Genomic DNA, 13,311 nt, shown 5'->3' on the forward strand with positions numbered 1-13,311 from the left:
TCTTGAGAATTGAAAGGAAGGTCCCTTGGACGGAGAGCAGTTTTATCGACCCGAGGCGAACAAGAGAGGTACTGACCCGATAGGGGAGAGGTTTCTTCGGATCCTCAAGAAGACCCTCCATTTCACCCTCCTCCTCCTGGGTGTCCACGCCCTCTTCTTCGCAGGATACCAGACCTATGCCTACCTCATGAAGGATTCCTGGTTCCGGGTGAGGGCGGTGGAGGTCCGCGGGTGCCGCACCATTTCCGAGCAGACCGTGGTCTCGCTGGCGCGGCTCGAAGGCAATGCCAATCTTTTCAGGCTCCGCCTGAAGGAGATGGCCCAGAGGATCGAAGCCCATCCCTGGGTCGAAGGGGTCCGGGTGAAAAAGATCTTTCCCGACCGGCTCTCCATCGATATCGAGGAGAGGAGGCCCGTGGCGATCCTCCAATTGGAAGAGCCCTATTACATCGACGCCAAAGGGGTGATCTTTTCGAGGGCGAGCGATCGGGACCAATACGATTATCCTTTCCTCACCGGATTGAATCGCCAGGACCTGGAAAAGGAACCCGACCGGTCCAAGTTCCTGATCGCCAAGGCCCTCGATTGCCTGATGGCCGTGGATCGGGTCAAGGCGCTTCCCTTCGGGAAGATCTCCGAAGTCCGGATGGAGAAAGATTTGGGGATCTCCTGTGTTACGGCGGTCGAGGGAGTGGAGGTGAGGGTGGGATGGGATCATTACGAGGAGAAGCTGAGGAGGGGGGCTCTCATCTGGGAAGACCTGAAGCAAAGGGGGATCGGCGCCAGGGCCATCGACTGCAGGGATCTGAGGCGCATGGTGGCCAAGAAGGTGACCCAGCCATCCCGATAGGAAGGAGGTGATCGATCGATGGGCAAGGGCGACTCCCTGGTCGTCGGATTGGATATCGGGACCACGAAGATCTGCACGGTGGTGGGGGAGGTGAAGGATGGGCAGGTCGACATCATCGGCCTCGGGACCCATCCTTCCAAGGGATTGCGGAAGGGCGTGGTGGTCAATATCGAGAGTACGGTCCAATCGATCAAGAAAGCGGTGGAAGAGGCCGAATTGATGGCGGACTGCCATATCACCTCGGTCTATGCCGGCATTGCTGGAGGACACATCAAGGGGATCAACAGCCATGGTGTGATCGCGGTCAAAAGCCGGGAGATCACCGAGAAGGACAGGCAGCGAGTCATCGATGCCGCAAGTGCCGTGGCCCTTCCCATGGATCGGGAGATCATCCACGTCATCCCCCAGGAATTCATCGTGGACGACCAGGATGGGATCAAGGACCCGGTGGGGATGTCCGGGGTGAGACTGGAAGGGAGGGTCCACATCGTCACCGGCGCCATCACCTCTGCTCAGAATATTGTGAAATGCGCCAATCGGGCAGGGCTCCATGTCGACGACATCGTCCTGGAACAGCTGGGCGCGAGCGAGGCCGTTCTCACGCCGGAGGAGAAGGAGCTGGGAGCGGCCCTCGTGGACATCGGGGGAGGCACGACCGACCTGACGGTCTTTGTCAACGGGTCGATCAAACATACCGCGGTCTTTGCCATGGCAGGTAGCCACATCACCAACGATATCTCCATCGGGCTTCGGACGCCAGCGGAAGAGGCGGAAAAGATTAAGATCCGATACGGCTGTGCCCTCGCCTCCATGGTCCGCAAAGACGAGACCATTAAGGTGCCCAGCGTGGGGGGACGGGAACCGCGGGTCCTTTCCAGGCAGACCCTTGCAGAGATCATCGAGCCGAGGGTGGAGGAGATCCTCACGCTGGTGCGGGACGAGGTGGTGAAGATGGGCTTTGCCAATCTCCTCGCCTCGGGCGTGATCGTTACCGGAGGCAGCGCCATTCTCGAGGGCCTTCCCGAATTGGCCGAGCAGATTTTCAACCTTCCTGTGCGGAGGGGCACGCCGATCGGCATCGGGGGCCTGGTCGACCTGGTCAACAGTCCCATCTATGCGACCGGCGTAGGGCTTGTCCTCTACGGCAGTCGACACCGGAGCCAGGGCCGATTTAAGGTGGGCGAGGAAAATCTCTTCGGGAAAGTGACCCGGAGGATGAAAGAGTGGGTGAGGGAATTCTTTTGATCCCCATCCCCACCCCTTGTCCCTTGAGGAGATGCGCTTCTCTTTCCCCGTCTCAAGGGAGGGAAGCTCGGGAGGGGAAAGTGGAAAGGCCTATAACTTTTCTTTGAAGGAGGAGGGTTATGATCGAATTTGACGAGAACCAGAACATGACCGCCAAGGTCAAGATCATCGGGGTCGGGGGAGGGGGCAACAATGCATTGAACACCATGATCGCGAGCCATCTGACCGGTGTCGAATTCATCGCAGCCAACACCGACGCCCAAGCCCTGGCCGCCAATCTCTCTCCGATCAAGATCCAGCTGGGGGCCAATTTGACCAAAGGTCTCGGGGCGGGGGCCAATCCCGAGATTGGGAGAAAAGCGGCTCTGGAAGATGTGGATCGGATCCGCGAGATCCTTAAAGGGGCCGACATGGTCTTCATCACCGCGGGGCTGGGAGGGGGGACGGGCACCGGAGGGGCGCCTGTCATCGCAGAGGTCGCCCGGGAGGTCGGGGCCCTCACGGTCGCCATCGTGACCAAGCCCTTCCATTTCGAAGGAAAGAAGAGGATGAAACAGGCCGAGGAGGGGCTGGCCAACTTGAAGATGACGGCCGATGCCCTCATCACCATCCCCAACCAACGACTCCTCAGCATCAGCGGTAAGAACATGACCTTGCTGGAAGCCTTTAAGAAGGCGGACGAGATCCTCTACCATGCCGCCAAGGGGATCTCCGACATCATCGTGGGACACGGGATCATCAATCTCGATTTCGCCGACGTTCGATCGGTCATGTCCGAGACGGGCCTGGCGATGATGGGGACGGGCATCGCCTCAGGCGAAAACCGGGCGCTGGAGGCTGCCCAGAAGGCGATCTCGAGCCCCCTCTTGGAAGACATCTCCATCGAGGGTGCAAGGGGCTTGCTCATCAACATCACCGGCGGGGAGAACATGACCTTGAGCGAGATCAACGAGGCGACGAGCCTCATCCAGAAGGAGGCCCATGAGGATGCCAACATCATCTGGGGCATGGTGATCGATCCCACGATGCACGAGGAGATCCGGATCACGGTCATCGCCACCGGCTTCGGAAAGCCCGTGGAGCGAAAGGTCGATAAACCGGTCCTCCCAGGGGCCCGGAGGTTTCAACACCTTCCCGGATTTAAGGACAGGGGAAAGGAGATCCCCCCGTTCACGATCAGCGTGAAGGAGGCGAACCGGGAAATCCCGACTTTCCTCAGGAGGTTGAAGGCCAACGAGCGATACGATGAATTGCAGCTGGATGCCTCCTTTGAGGGGCGCCTCGAGGATGAGGACCGGATCGACATCCCCACCTTTTTGAGAAAACAGGCGGATTGAGAAGGTTAAAGGAATCATGTCCGATGGAGACCGGCCCTTTGTCCGCCCTTTTCGGGTGTGATAAAATGATCCTGTGGCATCGACCTCGGATGGCGCCTGATTCCCATGGTATCCTGGAAACTGATTCAGAAGGCGAAGGCCTTGCTCGAGAAGGAAAGGGGCACGGTTCGTAAATCGTGGGGGGGACGCCTCACCGTCTGCCTCCTCTATCCGAACCTCTATCATGCGGGGATGTCCAACCTTGGATTTCAGACGATCTACCAGAGGCTGAATGCCCGCGACGACGTGGTCTGCGAGAGGGCCTTTCTACCCGAACCCGAGGACCTGATGGAGTATCAGAGGACACGGACTCCCCTCTTTTCCCTCGAATCCCAGAGACCGCTGACCGACTTCGACCTCCTGGCCTTCTCCATCTCCTTCGAAAATGATTTTCTTCATGTCCTCACCCTCCTGGCCTTGGCCCACCTTTCGCCGAGGCGCTCCGAACGGACCGAAAGAGATCCCTTGGTGATGGGGGGTGGGGTGGCCGTTTTTCTTAACCCCGAGCCCCTGGCTGACTTCTTCGATCTCTTCGTCCTGGGAGAGGCCGAGGAGGTTCTGGAGGAACTCCTGCAGATCCTTAGGGCTTCGTCCTCCAAACAGGAGGTATTGAAACAAGCCTCGAGGATCGAAGGGGTCTACGTCCCCCAATTCTATCACGTAAGCTATGGCCAAGAGGGGAAGATCGAGGCGGTGGTGCCCGAAGAGGGTCTCCCGAAGAAGATCAAACGGCGATGGGTGGCCACGCTCGATCACTTTCCGACCCAATCCAACCTCTACACGACCGAAACGGAGTTGAGGGGGATGGCCTTGATCGAGGTCAACCGAGGCTGTCCGAGAGGGTGTCGGTTCTGCGCCGCCTCCTTCGTCTATTTCCCCTTCAGGAACCGAAGCCTCTCCTTGCTCCGGTCCGTTGCGGGTTCCGTTCTGTCTCAGGAGTCAAGGATAGGATTGACGGGCACCGCCGTCTCAGACTACCCCGACCTCGTTGCCCTCTGCGAAAACATCCTAAGCCTTCAGGGAAACCTGGCGATGGCTTCCTTGAGGGTGGATGCGATCACCCCTGCGCTCCTCGATTGTCTGAAAAAGGGGGGGATCCAATCCGTCGCCCTTGCCCCGGAGGCCGGGACCGAGCGATTGAGGAGGGTTTTGAACAAGGGGTACCGAGACGAAGAAATTCTAAGGGCGGTCGGGATGCTCTGGGAGAACGGTTTTTCCCAGATCAAGAACTACTTCCTCATCGGGTTGCCCTCCGAAACGGACGAGGAGGTCAGGGCGATCCTCGGCCTTATGAATAAGGCGAGACATCAGGTCGCACTCCGAAGGGGCGCTGAGAAGAAATCTTTGAAATTGATCCTGAGCGTCAATGTCTTTGTCCCCAAACCCGCCACTCCCTTCCAGTGGGTTCCGATGGAGCGGGTGTCGACCTTGAAACGGAGGCTCAAGATTTTGCGCAACGGGGTGAGGGGAGACAAGGGGGTCGAGTTGATTCACGACCTTCCTAAATGGGCCTATCTCCAAGCCCTCCTCTCAAGGGGAGACCGGAGGGTGGGACAGATATTGATGGAGGCCCATCGTTGGCAAGGAGACTGGGATCGGGCCCTGAAAGGGGTGAGCCTCAATCCGGACTTCTTCATCTACCGGAGGAGGGATCTGGACGAGATCTTTCCCTGGGATTTCATCGATCACGGCATCCCTAAGGAAGTGTTGAAGGAGGAATACCTGAAGGCGATGGAGGAGGCCGGGGTAACGATGTCAAAAGAGGAGCTTTCCTCGTCGGGGGAAAGGCCCGAGGGAGTTTGAACCGAAACGAAGACCCATCGGGAGGTTTGCGGGTGAAATTGGAGAAGGTCTTTTTTAAAAGTGAACATTGTAACATTGCAGGAGTCCTCCATCTTCCCTCACACACCGAACGACCTCCCTGCGTGGTGGCCTCCCATGGATTGCTGTCGAGCAAGGAGAGCGAAAAGTATATCTCCCTCGGCCACAGGATGGCCGAAGAGGGAATGGCCCTGCTCAGGTTCGATTTCAGGGGGATCGGAGAAAGCGAGGGGGGGGAGGAGGATCAGACGATCAGCAAGAAGCTGATCGACCTGGGCTCGGCTCTCCAATTTGTCCGATCCTATCTTGGCCCGAATATCCGGGTGGGGCTGGTGGGGTCAAGCCTCGGAGGTTTCCTATCCTTGATTCAGGCCTCGAAGGAGAAGGCCATCGAGGCCCTGGTCGTCTGGGCCACGCCCCTCCAGCTGAAAGACCTCGAAACCAAAAAACAGAAGGAGGACTATCCCCTCCCGCCGAGGGCCTTTTTCGAAGATCTCCCGAACCATTGCCTCCTCCCCCTTCTGCCAAAGGTCTCGAGATGCCTGGTCATCCATGGGGAGGAGGACGAGCTCGTCCCTCCCGAGGAGCCCTGGGAGATCTTTCGACATCTCGGCCTGCCCAAGGAACTTCACGTGATCGGAGGAGCGGACCATCGGCTTTTTCAGCCTGACCATCGGAGGCGTGCGATCGAACTGACCGTCGACTGGTTCAAGAAGTTTCTTTTCTGATTCGACCCGGTCGAGACAGGAAGGGATGTGAAATGAATTCTCCTTGACATTTTTGAGGCGAACTCCTAATATTTGCAATCGGAGGGTCGCCGAAAGCGAAAAGGGCCAAAGATGATCATCTACAAGGTCTTTACCAAGAATTACGACATGAAAAAGGGCGAGTTACTGGGGATGTTGATCGAGCGCCGAAAGGACCTGAGAGGGATGACGCCGATCCAGGCAGGGATGAGATGGGCAGGCCTGACGTTCGGCCACTTGGTGAAGGACCGAAAGTCGCTTTTTATCGTCCCCACCGAGCTAAATTTGGGGCAGAACAGTCGGTGGTTGATGGAGAAAGGCATCTTCACTCGGGAGGAGTTGCTCAGCCTCTCCAAGCTGAGGCAGGCGGGGATCGGATTTTAAGAGGTGGGTAAGGGATCGGAAAAGGGGCGAATCTCTCCGGATTCGCCCCTTTTCATTTTAGGGCAAGATTTGCTTGGGGGGGAGGGGAAGGTTATGATAAAATTATGGATAGTCTGACCCATACGATCACCGGAGCGGTCATCGCAGAGGCTATTAAGGACGAAAAGATTGGACGATGGGGGTTCCTTGCCGGGATGGCCGCGGGAATCTTTCCGGATGGGGATTTCGTCCTCGGCCTCATCGATTCACAGTTTTCCATCCAATACCACCGAGATTTTACCCATTCCCTTTTTCTGATCCCCTTTTTTGGCCTGTTCCTCAGCTGGGCCTTTGCCAAGATCTCGAGACGTCCCCACCTTTGGAGATATTACAAAGTCTGCCTTCCCGTCCTCTTGAGCCATGTCTTGCTCGATCTTCTCACCTCCTATGGGACGATGATCCTCTCCCCCTTCTCGAATCTTCGGTTTTCCTTGGATCTCGTCTTCATCATCGACCTCCTCTTCTCAGGGATGGTTTTGCTCCCCTTTCTTGTAAGCCTCTTCTTCCGGAAGGCCGGGCCCTGGCTCTGCAGGGGGTCTCTCCTTGGGCTCCTCCTTTACATCCTTTTCTGTGGGTACCAGCAGGGAGAGGCTCTCAAGGAGGCGAAACATTTTACTCGCGGGCTCGACGAGCGGGTGGTCCAGGTGGCGGCCCTGCCCCAACCCCTCTCCCCTTTCCGATGGGCCCTCTTGGTCGAGACCGAAGAGAAGGTCTACCAGGGATTCGTTGATCTGAGGAAACGCGAGCACTCCGCACCTTCGTCGAACCCCCACACGACACTACTTGAACAATTGGATCGCCTCTATGATCCCCCGAAAAGGATCTCCTTAAGGGGGACGGAGAAACTTCCAGACTCTCCCTGGGTGAAACGGGCCCTGAGGGCGGAGGGGATCGAGGTCTATTACTGGTTTGCCAGGTTTCCCGTGGCCAAATTCGCCGGTTCGAAAGATGGGCGCCACAGGGTGGAATTCATGGATTTGAGATTCTACCTGCCTGGCCTCCGTCTTCCTTTCGTCTATTATGTGGAGATGGATGATGCGGGGGGGATCCTTTCCGAAGGGTTTGTGAAGGGGAGAAGGGATCTATGATTCGGATTTAATTTCACCGATCTTCCATCTCCCCTCCTCCTTCAAGAAGATGGTCTCGAGCGTCGTTCGGCTCTCTTGGGGTGGACCTCCCCCTTTTGGGGCAAACTTGAGCCGCCATTGCACCCTCCCCTTGGCTCGGTCACCGGAGATGGAGAGATCGCTCAAATCGTATTCGAGGTGGAGAAAGGTATATTTCTCCCAGGAGTTGAGGGTCGATCGTCTCTTTCCCTCCCGGTCTTTGAAGTCTTTTCCATAACACGACATGAAGAGATCGATATCCCTCCGAAGATTGGCGAGCCGGATGTTCTCAAGGAGGGATTTGATCTCTCCCTCTTCCTCTTTCTCCCTGCCGGGAGAACTTGAAGGGGACGTGTCAGAAGAGGCCGGATTCGTGGAGGCCTCCTTGACCGCCACCCCTGGGGGAGAACCGCCCCGGGACTCCTTGAGGTGTGCATAGGTGGACCAGAGGAAATATCCGACCGCGATGGCGATGATCGCCATGCCCCCCCAGTTTAAGATCGTCCGGGGATAGTCCCTTCTCACTTTTCTCAAAAGCCTTCCCTTCCTGAGTTGTTCTTCGAGTGTCCTTTTATGGAAATTGGCTTGTGCCTCCTCTTCCTGGAGGAGGTTGCCTTTTATCCCCGATGGCGCCGATCTCTTCTCCTCGGATTTTTTGGGGGGGGGAGAGGGTGGCGGTTTGACCTTTTCTTTTTTGGGGTCCTGGGGTGGCGAGTCGATCGGGACGAGCTCGCCTCCGCACCGAATACAGGAGCTACCACCCAGGTGTTCTTTTCGACAGGTGGGGCAGATGAGGTGGGGCAGCCGTTGCTCGTCAGGCTCCAGGGGAGGTGAAGGCTTTTCCGTCTTCTTCTCCACCCGCGGGGCCTGCGTCTCTGGGTGCCCCCTTCGCTCCTGGTAGGACGAGAAAGGGAGCACCTCTATCCCGCACCGGATACAAGCCTTCGTTTTCTCATAAATGATGTGGCATTCTGGACAGATGAATTTCTCTTTGGGCCTTTCCCCGACCTCTCCCTGGGGGTCTGAATCCTGAAAAAGGCCCTCTTTCTTAATCAGGAAGCTTCCACACTGTGGACAGAATCTTTTATCTTCCTCCTGTTCGATGCCGCATTTTTTACAGAACAACATAAGACCTTGCTCTGCCCTCGTTCGTCCGGCTCACATGGGTTTGGGTTTCGGCGGAGGGGGAGGGGGCTTGGGTGCCTCTGAAGTGGCCGCCTTGCTCACCCATGCTTCCTTTCCGCTTTCCAGCCGAACGCGTAACCAGTTACCCATCTCATCGAGGACGATGAGGGTGGTCCCCTTTCTGACAACCCCGACCACCTTATGTTGGAGACCAGGCCCTTCCCGGAGATTGACCGATTCCCATAAGATTTTTACGGTTCGAGGGGGAGGGGGTTGAGGCAAAACCGGCTGAGGAGGGGGTGAGGGTTTCGGCGTCTCCGGGATGGGAGGTGCCGAGGGCGCTGCAGGCGGGACCTGCTTTTGAGATTCTAAGGGGGGTTGAGGGGTTGGTGCGGCCTCTTTTGAAGGTTCTTCCAACTTCCTTTCCACCGAAGAGGGGGGGCTTTCTTCCGCCTTCTTTGTATCAGGCCTCGTGCCTGAACACCCCGAGAGAAGGAAGAAGATGAAAGGAAATACCATGAGCCCGAGAAGGGCCAAATGATCCTTCCTTCGTAATAAGAACATACCCGTTTAGCCAAAATGGAGTATCAAGTTGAACAAAAGCAAAATTGATACCAATGTTTGAGCACCATAACAAACTGAAATCAAAGGAGTTTTCTTCAAAAGGGCGAGTTCAAATCAGGCCGCCCACTTCTTTTTTGTCGCCATTTGGTCAATAAATGACCAAGTGGGTCGATGGGGTGAGAATAGGGGCTCAATTTCCATGATCGTTTTTCAGACCATGGTTTACCTGTCTCAGGATCTCGGCCATAATCGGACCTGCCTGGCCATGGATGACGATATCGGCAAGGTGGTCGTATGGAGTGGGATCCCTGTTAATGATCACCAGCTTCGCCCCATTCCTTTTTGCTAGGAGGGGCAAGGAGGCCGCAGGTTGAACGACGAGGGAAGAACCGATGACGATAAAGAGGTCGGCTTCGGAGGAGCGACGATAGGCTTCGCCCATTTCCCTCTCCGGCATGGCCTGGCCGAAGGAGATCGTGGAAGGTTTCAGAGGGCCTCCGCATTCGTCACAGTAGGGGACTTTTATCCCTCTCCGGATTCGCTCTTGGATCTCGTCGCGGTCGTACCTTTTTTTACAGGTCAAGCATGTCACGTGCAAGGCGGTTCCGTGCAGCTCGATGATCTTCTCGGGCGAGTTTCCCGCCTTTTGGTGGAGGCCGTCGATATTCTGGGTGATGATGCAATCGAGTTTCCCCAGCCTCTCCAATTCGGCAATGGCGAGGTGGGCCTGATTGGGTTGGGCCCGTTTCATCGGCTCATACATTTCGGTCGCCATCTGCCAGTATTTTTCGCGCGAGGCCTCGCTAGAGATGAAATTTTGATAGTAAAAATCCTCGGGATTATAGCGATCCCAGACACCCCCTGGGCTTCTGAAGTCTGGGATGCCGGATTCCGTGCTCAGCCCAGCCCCTCCGAAAATGACCACCCTTTTGGAGGAGAGGATCCATCGGGCCACCGTGGCAATCTCTCTCATGTCCGACGCGCTCCGACGCCCTCGCCCCAGGGATCCCCCCTTTGAGGGCCCTCCCATGGAGGCGATCGAGGACTAAATATCAGGGTTGGGTTTCTCTGTTCTATATCATAGAACCCTTCTACCTTGCAAGAAAAAGACGGCTTATGATACAGTTGAAGGGTATGGGTTGCAGGTTGATCCAACAGGGCTATCCTCAAGGGAGCTGTTATGTCGAGGTCGAAGGAAGGAAGGCGTTGGCCTGTGAGGCGACCCTCCGGTCTTCCGACAAGGGCTGGCTCCGTCTCATCTCCGCGGCCCACCTCTCTCGGCCAGAGAATTACCTCTCTCTTTATCAATCGGGGTGCAACTTTTCTTGTAGAAAATGTCACTCCTGGAGCTTTACCAAGAGGGCCAGCGGGGAGTGGTGGGCTCCCGAGGATGTCCTGAAGGCCTGCAAAGAGTACGAAAAGGGGGTGACATTACGCGAGCCCCGGGAGAGGGCCACCGCCTTTCATGCCCAGGAATCTTGCCGCTGCTGCGGGGCCTGCGTGATGTATGGGAAACGGTCCTCCCTCTGTCCGAGAGTCATTCAGAAAAAGGATATCGTGTTGAGTCCTCAGGGGTGGGGGCCTGCCCGGAATATCGTCGCCTTCACCGGAGGCGACCTCACCTGCTGTCCCGAGTTTTATGTCGACTGCGCGCAGTTGATCAAGCAAGAAACCCAACTCTGGGTTCTGATCGAAACGAACGGGTATGGGTTGACCCCCCAAAACCTCGATCGGTTGAAGGATGCGGGCGTGGACGCGTTCTGGCTCGACCTGAAGGCTTACGATGGAACAGACCACAAGTGGCTGACGGGTTGTTTCAATCGGAATATTTTGAAGCTTCCGGAGGAGATTCTGAAAAGGGGGTTCGTGCTGGAGGTCCTCTCCCTCTACATCCCGGGTCTGGTGGAGACCCCCCAGCTGAAGAAGATCGCCCAGTTGCTTTTCGACCTCGATCCTGAAATTCCCTTTACGATCCTGGCCTTCTTTCCGGAATTCCAGATGAAACGATATAAAAGTCCCAAGGTGACGGAGATGATTTCTGCCTACCAGGAGGTCAAAGAGGTAGGCCTGATGCATGTCAGGCTCGGGAACACGGGGATTTTCGCCTCCTCGGAATCGGATTACCATCTCTTGAGAGAAGAAGTGGGCGTTGGAAATTTTTGAGGCCCCAAGGACTCGGACCGCAAGGGGAGGCTGGATGGAGAAGAGGATTCTCATCGTGGATGACGAAGAGAGGGTGCTGGAGTCGATTCGGGGAGTGCTCGAGGATGAGGGGTTCCGCGTAACGGCCGTCAAAAGCGGCACGGAGGCCCTTGAGGCATTTCAACGAGAACGCCCGGATGTGACCCTTCTCGATATCTGGATGCCCGGGATGGATGGGATCGAAGTCTTGAAACGACTGAAGGGGATTGACCCGGACTGTCAGGTCATCATGATCTCTGGCCATGCGACGATCTCCACGGCCATGGCGGCCGTCAAGCAAGGGGCCTTGGACTTTATCGAAAAGCCCATCTCCCTCGACGCCCTCCTCAAATCGGTCCGGGTGGCCCTTGATCGGCCTGTCGAAGGGATGGAAGATCCCCAGGCCCCGGCCCCGGTCACGGACAGGGAAGGGGCCCCTCCTGTTTCTCTCGAAACCCAAAGCCCTCTCCCTCCAAAGGGGCGGAAACGGCCCTCGACCCCTCTGGCCCTCCAGAAGACGATTCAGAAGAGCGTGGTCCTCTATGGACGAGGACTCCACTCCGGCATGAAGACCGGCCTTCTCCTCCAGCCCCTCCCTCCTCACAGCGGCATCCTCTTCGGCAATGTCTCCAACGAGGAGGTGGTCCCGGCCCACCTCGATTATGTCCAGACGACGGAGTACGCCACCTCCCTCAAAAAGGGGATGGCCATCGCCAAGACGGTCGAACATCTGCTGGCGGTCCTCCATGCCTACGGGATCACCAATCTGATGGTGAAGATGATCGAGGAGATCCCCATCATGGATGGTTCGGCCATAGAGTTCTGCAAGATGATCGAGGAGGCGGGGATCGAGGAGCAGGATGAGAGGACGGATGAGATCGTGATCGACCGACGGTACGAAGTGATCCACAAGCACAAATCCCTTGTGATCGAGCCTGCAGAGACTCTCACCATCCACTATTTTTTGGATTACCCCTATCCGATTGGCCCCCAGAGCCTCGAGTTCGTCCTGGACAGTGCGGTTAGTTTTAAGGAGCAGATTGCCCCGGCTCGGACCTTTGGGTTTTTGAAGGATATCGAGATGCTGGAGCGGATGGGCCTGGCTGGCGGAGGACGCCTCCACAATTTTATCCTCGTCGATGACGAGAAGGTGGTCAATACGGAATTGAGGTTTCCTGACGAGTTCGTCAGACACAAGATTCTCGATTTGATCGGCGACCTCTACCTGCTCAATCGGCCGATTCGTGGAAGGGTGACGGCACGGTTTACGGGCCATACCGAAAATATTGCCATGATGCGAAAAATCCAAGAGGGGCTCCGTTTGAAAGGGCCCTGATTGAAAAGGGGGGAAAAGATGGGACGGGAGGAAAGGCCCGGGGTGAAGGAATTCTTGAACTTATTGGCAGACCTCCTCGCCGAAAAGTATTTTGAGCGGTTGGATGACCGGATGAAGAAGATCCCGGAACTCCGAAGGTTGATCACGGCCAAAGAGGCCAGCCAGTACCTCAGCCTTTCCACGGATACGATTTATCGCCTGGCCTCTGCGAAAAAACTCCCCTACCTCAAGATCGGGGACCGGGTGCTGTTTGATCTCAAGGCCCTTGACCGCTGGATTGAGAAGCATCTCATCCGGGAGAAAGATTATAAAAAGGAAGAGCTCAGGGCCGGTGCGGAACCTCCCAACGAGTTGAGGCCCTCCAGGGAGTCCGATCTCCTCAACCTTCTTAAAAAGAAGGGGAGGGAGCCCAACCCCCTTTAAAACACCCTCTAAAGCAGGCCCGAGAGCGATCTAACCCTTTTAGCCTCCTTAAAGGTTCGTCCCCCTCAACCTACAATCCCATCCCTTTCCAATACTCCGAAAGGGATAAAGCGCT

The 13,311-nt window shown here is 56.5% G+C and carries 13 protein-coding genes; 10 read left to right on the forward strand and 3 right to left on the reverse strand.

Annotated elements, in window-relative coordinates; translation table 11 throughout:
- The first annotated feature begins 25 nt into the window (after positions 1-25).
- The 7 genes from N3G78_04575 to N3G78_04605 all read left to right on the forward strand — a co-directional run bounded on the left by N3G78_04575 (position 26) and on the right by N3G78_04605 (position 7,549).
- The gene (locus N3G78_04575; GenBank protein MCX8117194.1) at positions 26-850 is read left to right on the forward strand and encodes an FtsQ-type POTRA domain-containing protein; all 825 of its coding nucleotides are present in this window, start codon (positions 26-28) and stop codon (positions 848-850) included.
- An 18-nt stretch (positions 851-868) separates the two neighbouring features.
- The gene (gene ftsA / locus N3G78_04580) at positions 869-2,095 is read left to right on the forward strand and encodes a cell division protein FtsA (protein ID MCX8117195.1); all 1,227 of its coding nucleotides are present in this window, start codon (positions 869-871) and stop codon (positions 2,093-2,095) included.
- Between the two features lie 119 nt (positions 2,096-2,214).
- Positions 2,215-3,432, forward strand: a complete 1,218-nt coding sequence (gene ftsZ / locus N3G78_04585; protein MCX8117196.1) for a cell division protein FtsZ — start codon at positions 2,215-2,217, stop codon at positions 3,430-3,432.
- A gap of 105 nt (positions 3,433-3,537) precedes the next feature.
- Complete coding sequence (locus N3G78_04590) at positions 3,538-5,274, forward strand: radical SAM protein (GenBank protein ID MCX8117197.1); 1,737 nt, start codon at positions 3,538-3,540, stop codon at positions 5,272-5,274.
- A 32-nt stretch (positions 5,275-5,306) separates the two neighbouring features.
- Positions 5,307-6,020, forward strand: coding sequence for an alpha/beta hydrolase (locus N3G78_04595; GenBank protein ID MCX8117198.1), 714 nt, complete (start codon positions 5,307-5,309; stop codon positions 6,018-6,020).
- Between the two features lie 111 nt (positions 6,021-6,131).
- Complete coding sequence (locus N3G78_04600) at positions 6,132-6,422, forward strand: hypothetical protein (protein ID MCX8117199.1); 291 nt, start codon at positions 6,132-6,134, stop codon at positions 6,420-6,422.
- Between the two features lie 104 nt (positions 6,423-6,526).
- Positions 6,527-7,549: a metal-dependent hydrolase gene (locus N3G78_04605; GenBank protein ID MCX8117200.1), complete on the forward strand. Its 1,023-nt coding sequence runs from the start codon at positions 6,527-6,529 to the stop codon at positions 7,547-7,549.
- On the opposite strand, the gene N3G78_04610 is transcribed toward N3G78_04605, so the two are convergent.
- The 3 genes from N3G78_04610 to N3G78_04620 all read right to left on the reverse strand — a co-directional run bounded on the left by N3G78_04610 (position 7,544) and on the right by N3G78_04620 (position 10,229).
- Positions 7,544-8,695, reverse strand: a complete 1,152-nt coding sequence (locus N3G78_04610) for a hypothetical protein (protein MCX8117201.1) — start codon at positions 8,693-8,695, stop codon at positions 7,544-7,546. The genes N3G78_04605 and N3G78_04610 overlap by 6 nt on opposite strands.
- A 30-nt stretch (positions 8,696-8,725) precedes the next feature.
- Positions 8,726-9,211 (reverse strand): SH3 domain-containing protein, encoded by a 486-nt coding sequence (locus tag N3G78_04615; GenBank protein MCX8117202.1) that lies wholly within the window; start codon positions 9,209-9,211, stop codon positions 8,726-8,728.
- A 235-nt stretch (positions 9,212-9,446) separates the two neighbouring features.
- Entirely contained in the window at positions 9,447-10,229 is a 783-nt protein-coding gene (locus N3G78_04620) for a Sir2 family NAD-dependent protein deacetylase (protein MCX8117203.1), read from the reverse strand.
- Between the two features lie 143 nt (positions 10,230-10,372).
- Between N3G78_04620 and N3G78_04625 the strand changes: the two genes are divergently transcribed.
- The 3 genes from N3G78_04625 to N3G78_04635 are packed head-to-tail and all read left to right on the forward strand — an operon-like array spanning position 10,373 to position 13,196.
- Entirely contained in the window at positions 10,373-11,419 is a 1,047-nt protein-coding gene (locus N3G78_04625) for a radical SAM protein (GenBank protein MCX8117204.1), read from the forward strand.
- Between the two features lie 34 nt (positions 11,420-11,453).
- On the forward strand, positions 11,454-12,773 hold the full coding sequence (lpxC, locus tag N3G78_04630) for a UDP-3-O-acyl-N-acetylglucosamine deacetylase (GenBank protein ID MCX8117205.1): 1,320 nt from the start codon (positions 11,454-11,456) through the stop codon (positions 12,771-12,773).
- 18 nt (positions 12,774-12,791) lie between these two features.
- Positions 12,792-13,196, forward strand: a complete 405-nt coding sequence (locus N3G78_04635) for a helix-turn-helix domain-containing protein (protein MCX8117206.1) — start codon at positions 12,792-12,794, stop codon at positions 13,194-13,196.
- The last annotated feature ends 115 nt before the right edge of the window (positions 13,197-13,311 follow it).

The organism is Thermodesulfobacteriota bacterium (assembly GCA_026415035.1).
In the GTDB taxonomy this organism is placed as follows: Bacteria; Desulfobacterota; BSN033; order BSN033; family UBA1163; genus RBG-16-49-23.

Coding starts and splice junctions, on each gene's coding strand:
- ftsA (MCX8117195.1), top strand. CDS start 869: ATGGGCAAGGGCGACTCCCTGGTCGTCGGATTGGATATCGGGACCACG.
- ftsZ (MCX8117196.1), top strand. CDS start 2,215: ATGATCGAATTTGACGAGAACCAGAACATGACCGCCAAGGTCAAGATC.
- N3G78_04590 (MCX8117197.1), top strand. CDS start 3,538: ATGGTATCCTGGAAACTGATTCAGAAGGCGAAGGCCTTGCTCGAGAAG.
- N3G78_04600 (MCX8117199.1), top strand. CDS start 6,132: ATGATCATCTACAAGGTCTTTACCAAGAATTACGACATGAAAAAGGGC.
- N3G78_04605 (MCX8117200.1), top strand. CDS start 6,527: ATGGATAGTCTGACCCATACGATCACCGGAGCGGTCATCGCAGAGGCT.
- N3G78_04610 (MCX8117201.1), bottom strand. CDS start 8,695: ATGTTGTTCTGTAAAAAATGCGGCATCGAACAGGAGGAAGATAAAAGA.
- N3G78_04615 (MCX8117202.1), bottom strand. CDS start 9,211: ATGGTATTTCCTTTCATCTTCTTCCTTCTCTCGGGGTGTTCAGGCACG.
- N3G78_04620 (MCX8117203.1), bottom strand. CDS start 10,229: ATGAGAGAGATTGCCACGGTGGCCCGATGGATCCTCTCCTCCAAAAGG.
- N3G78_04625 (MCX8117204.1), top strand. CDS start 10,373: ATGATACAGTTGAAGGGTATGGGTTGCAGGTTGATCCAACAGGGCTAT.
- lpxC (MCX8117205.1), top strand. CDS start 11,454: ATGGAGAAGAGGATTCTCATCGTGGATGACGAAGAGAGGGTGCTGGAG.
- N3G78_04635 (MCX8117206.1), top strand. CDS start 12,792: ATGGGACGGGAGGAAAGGCCCGGGGTGAAGGAATTCTTGAACTTATTG.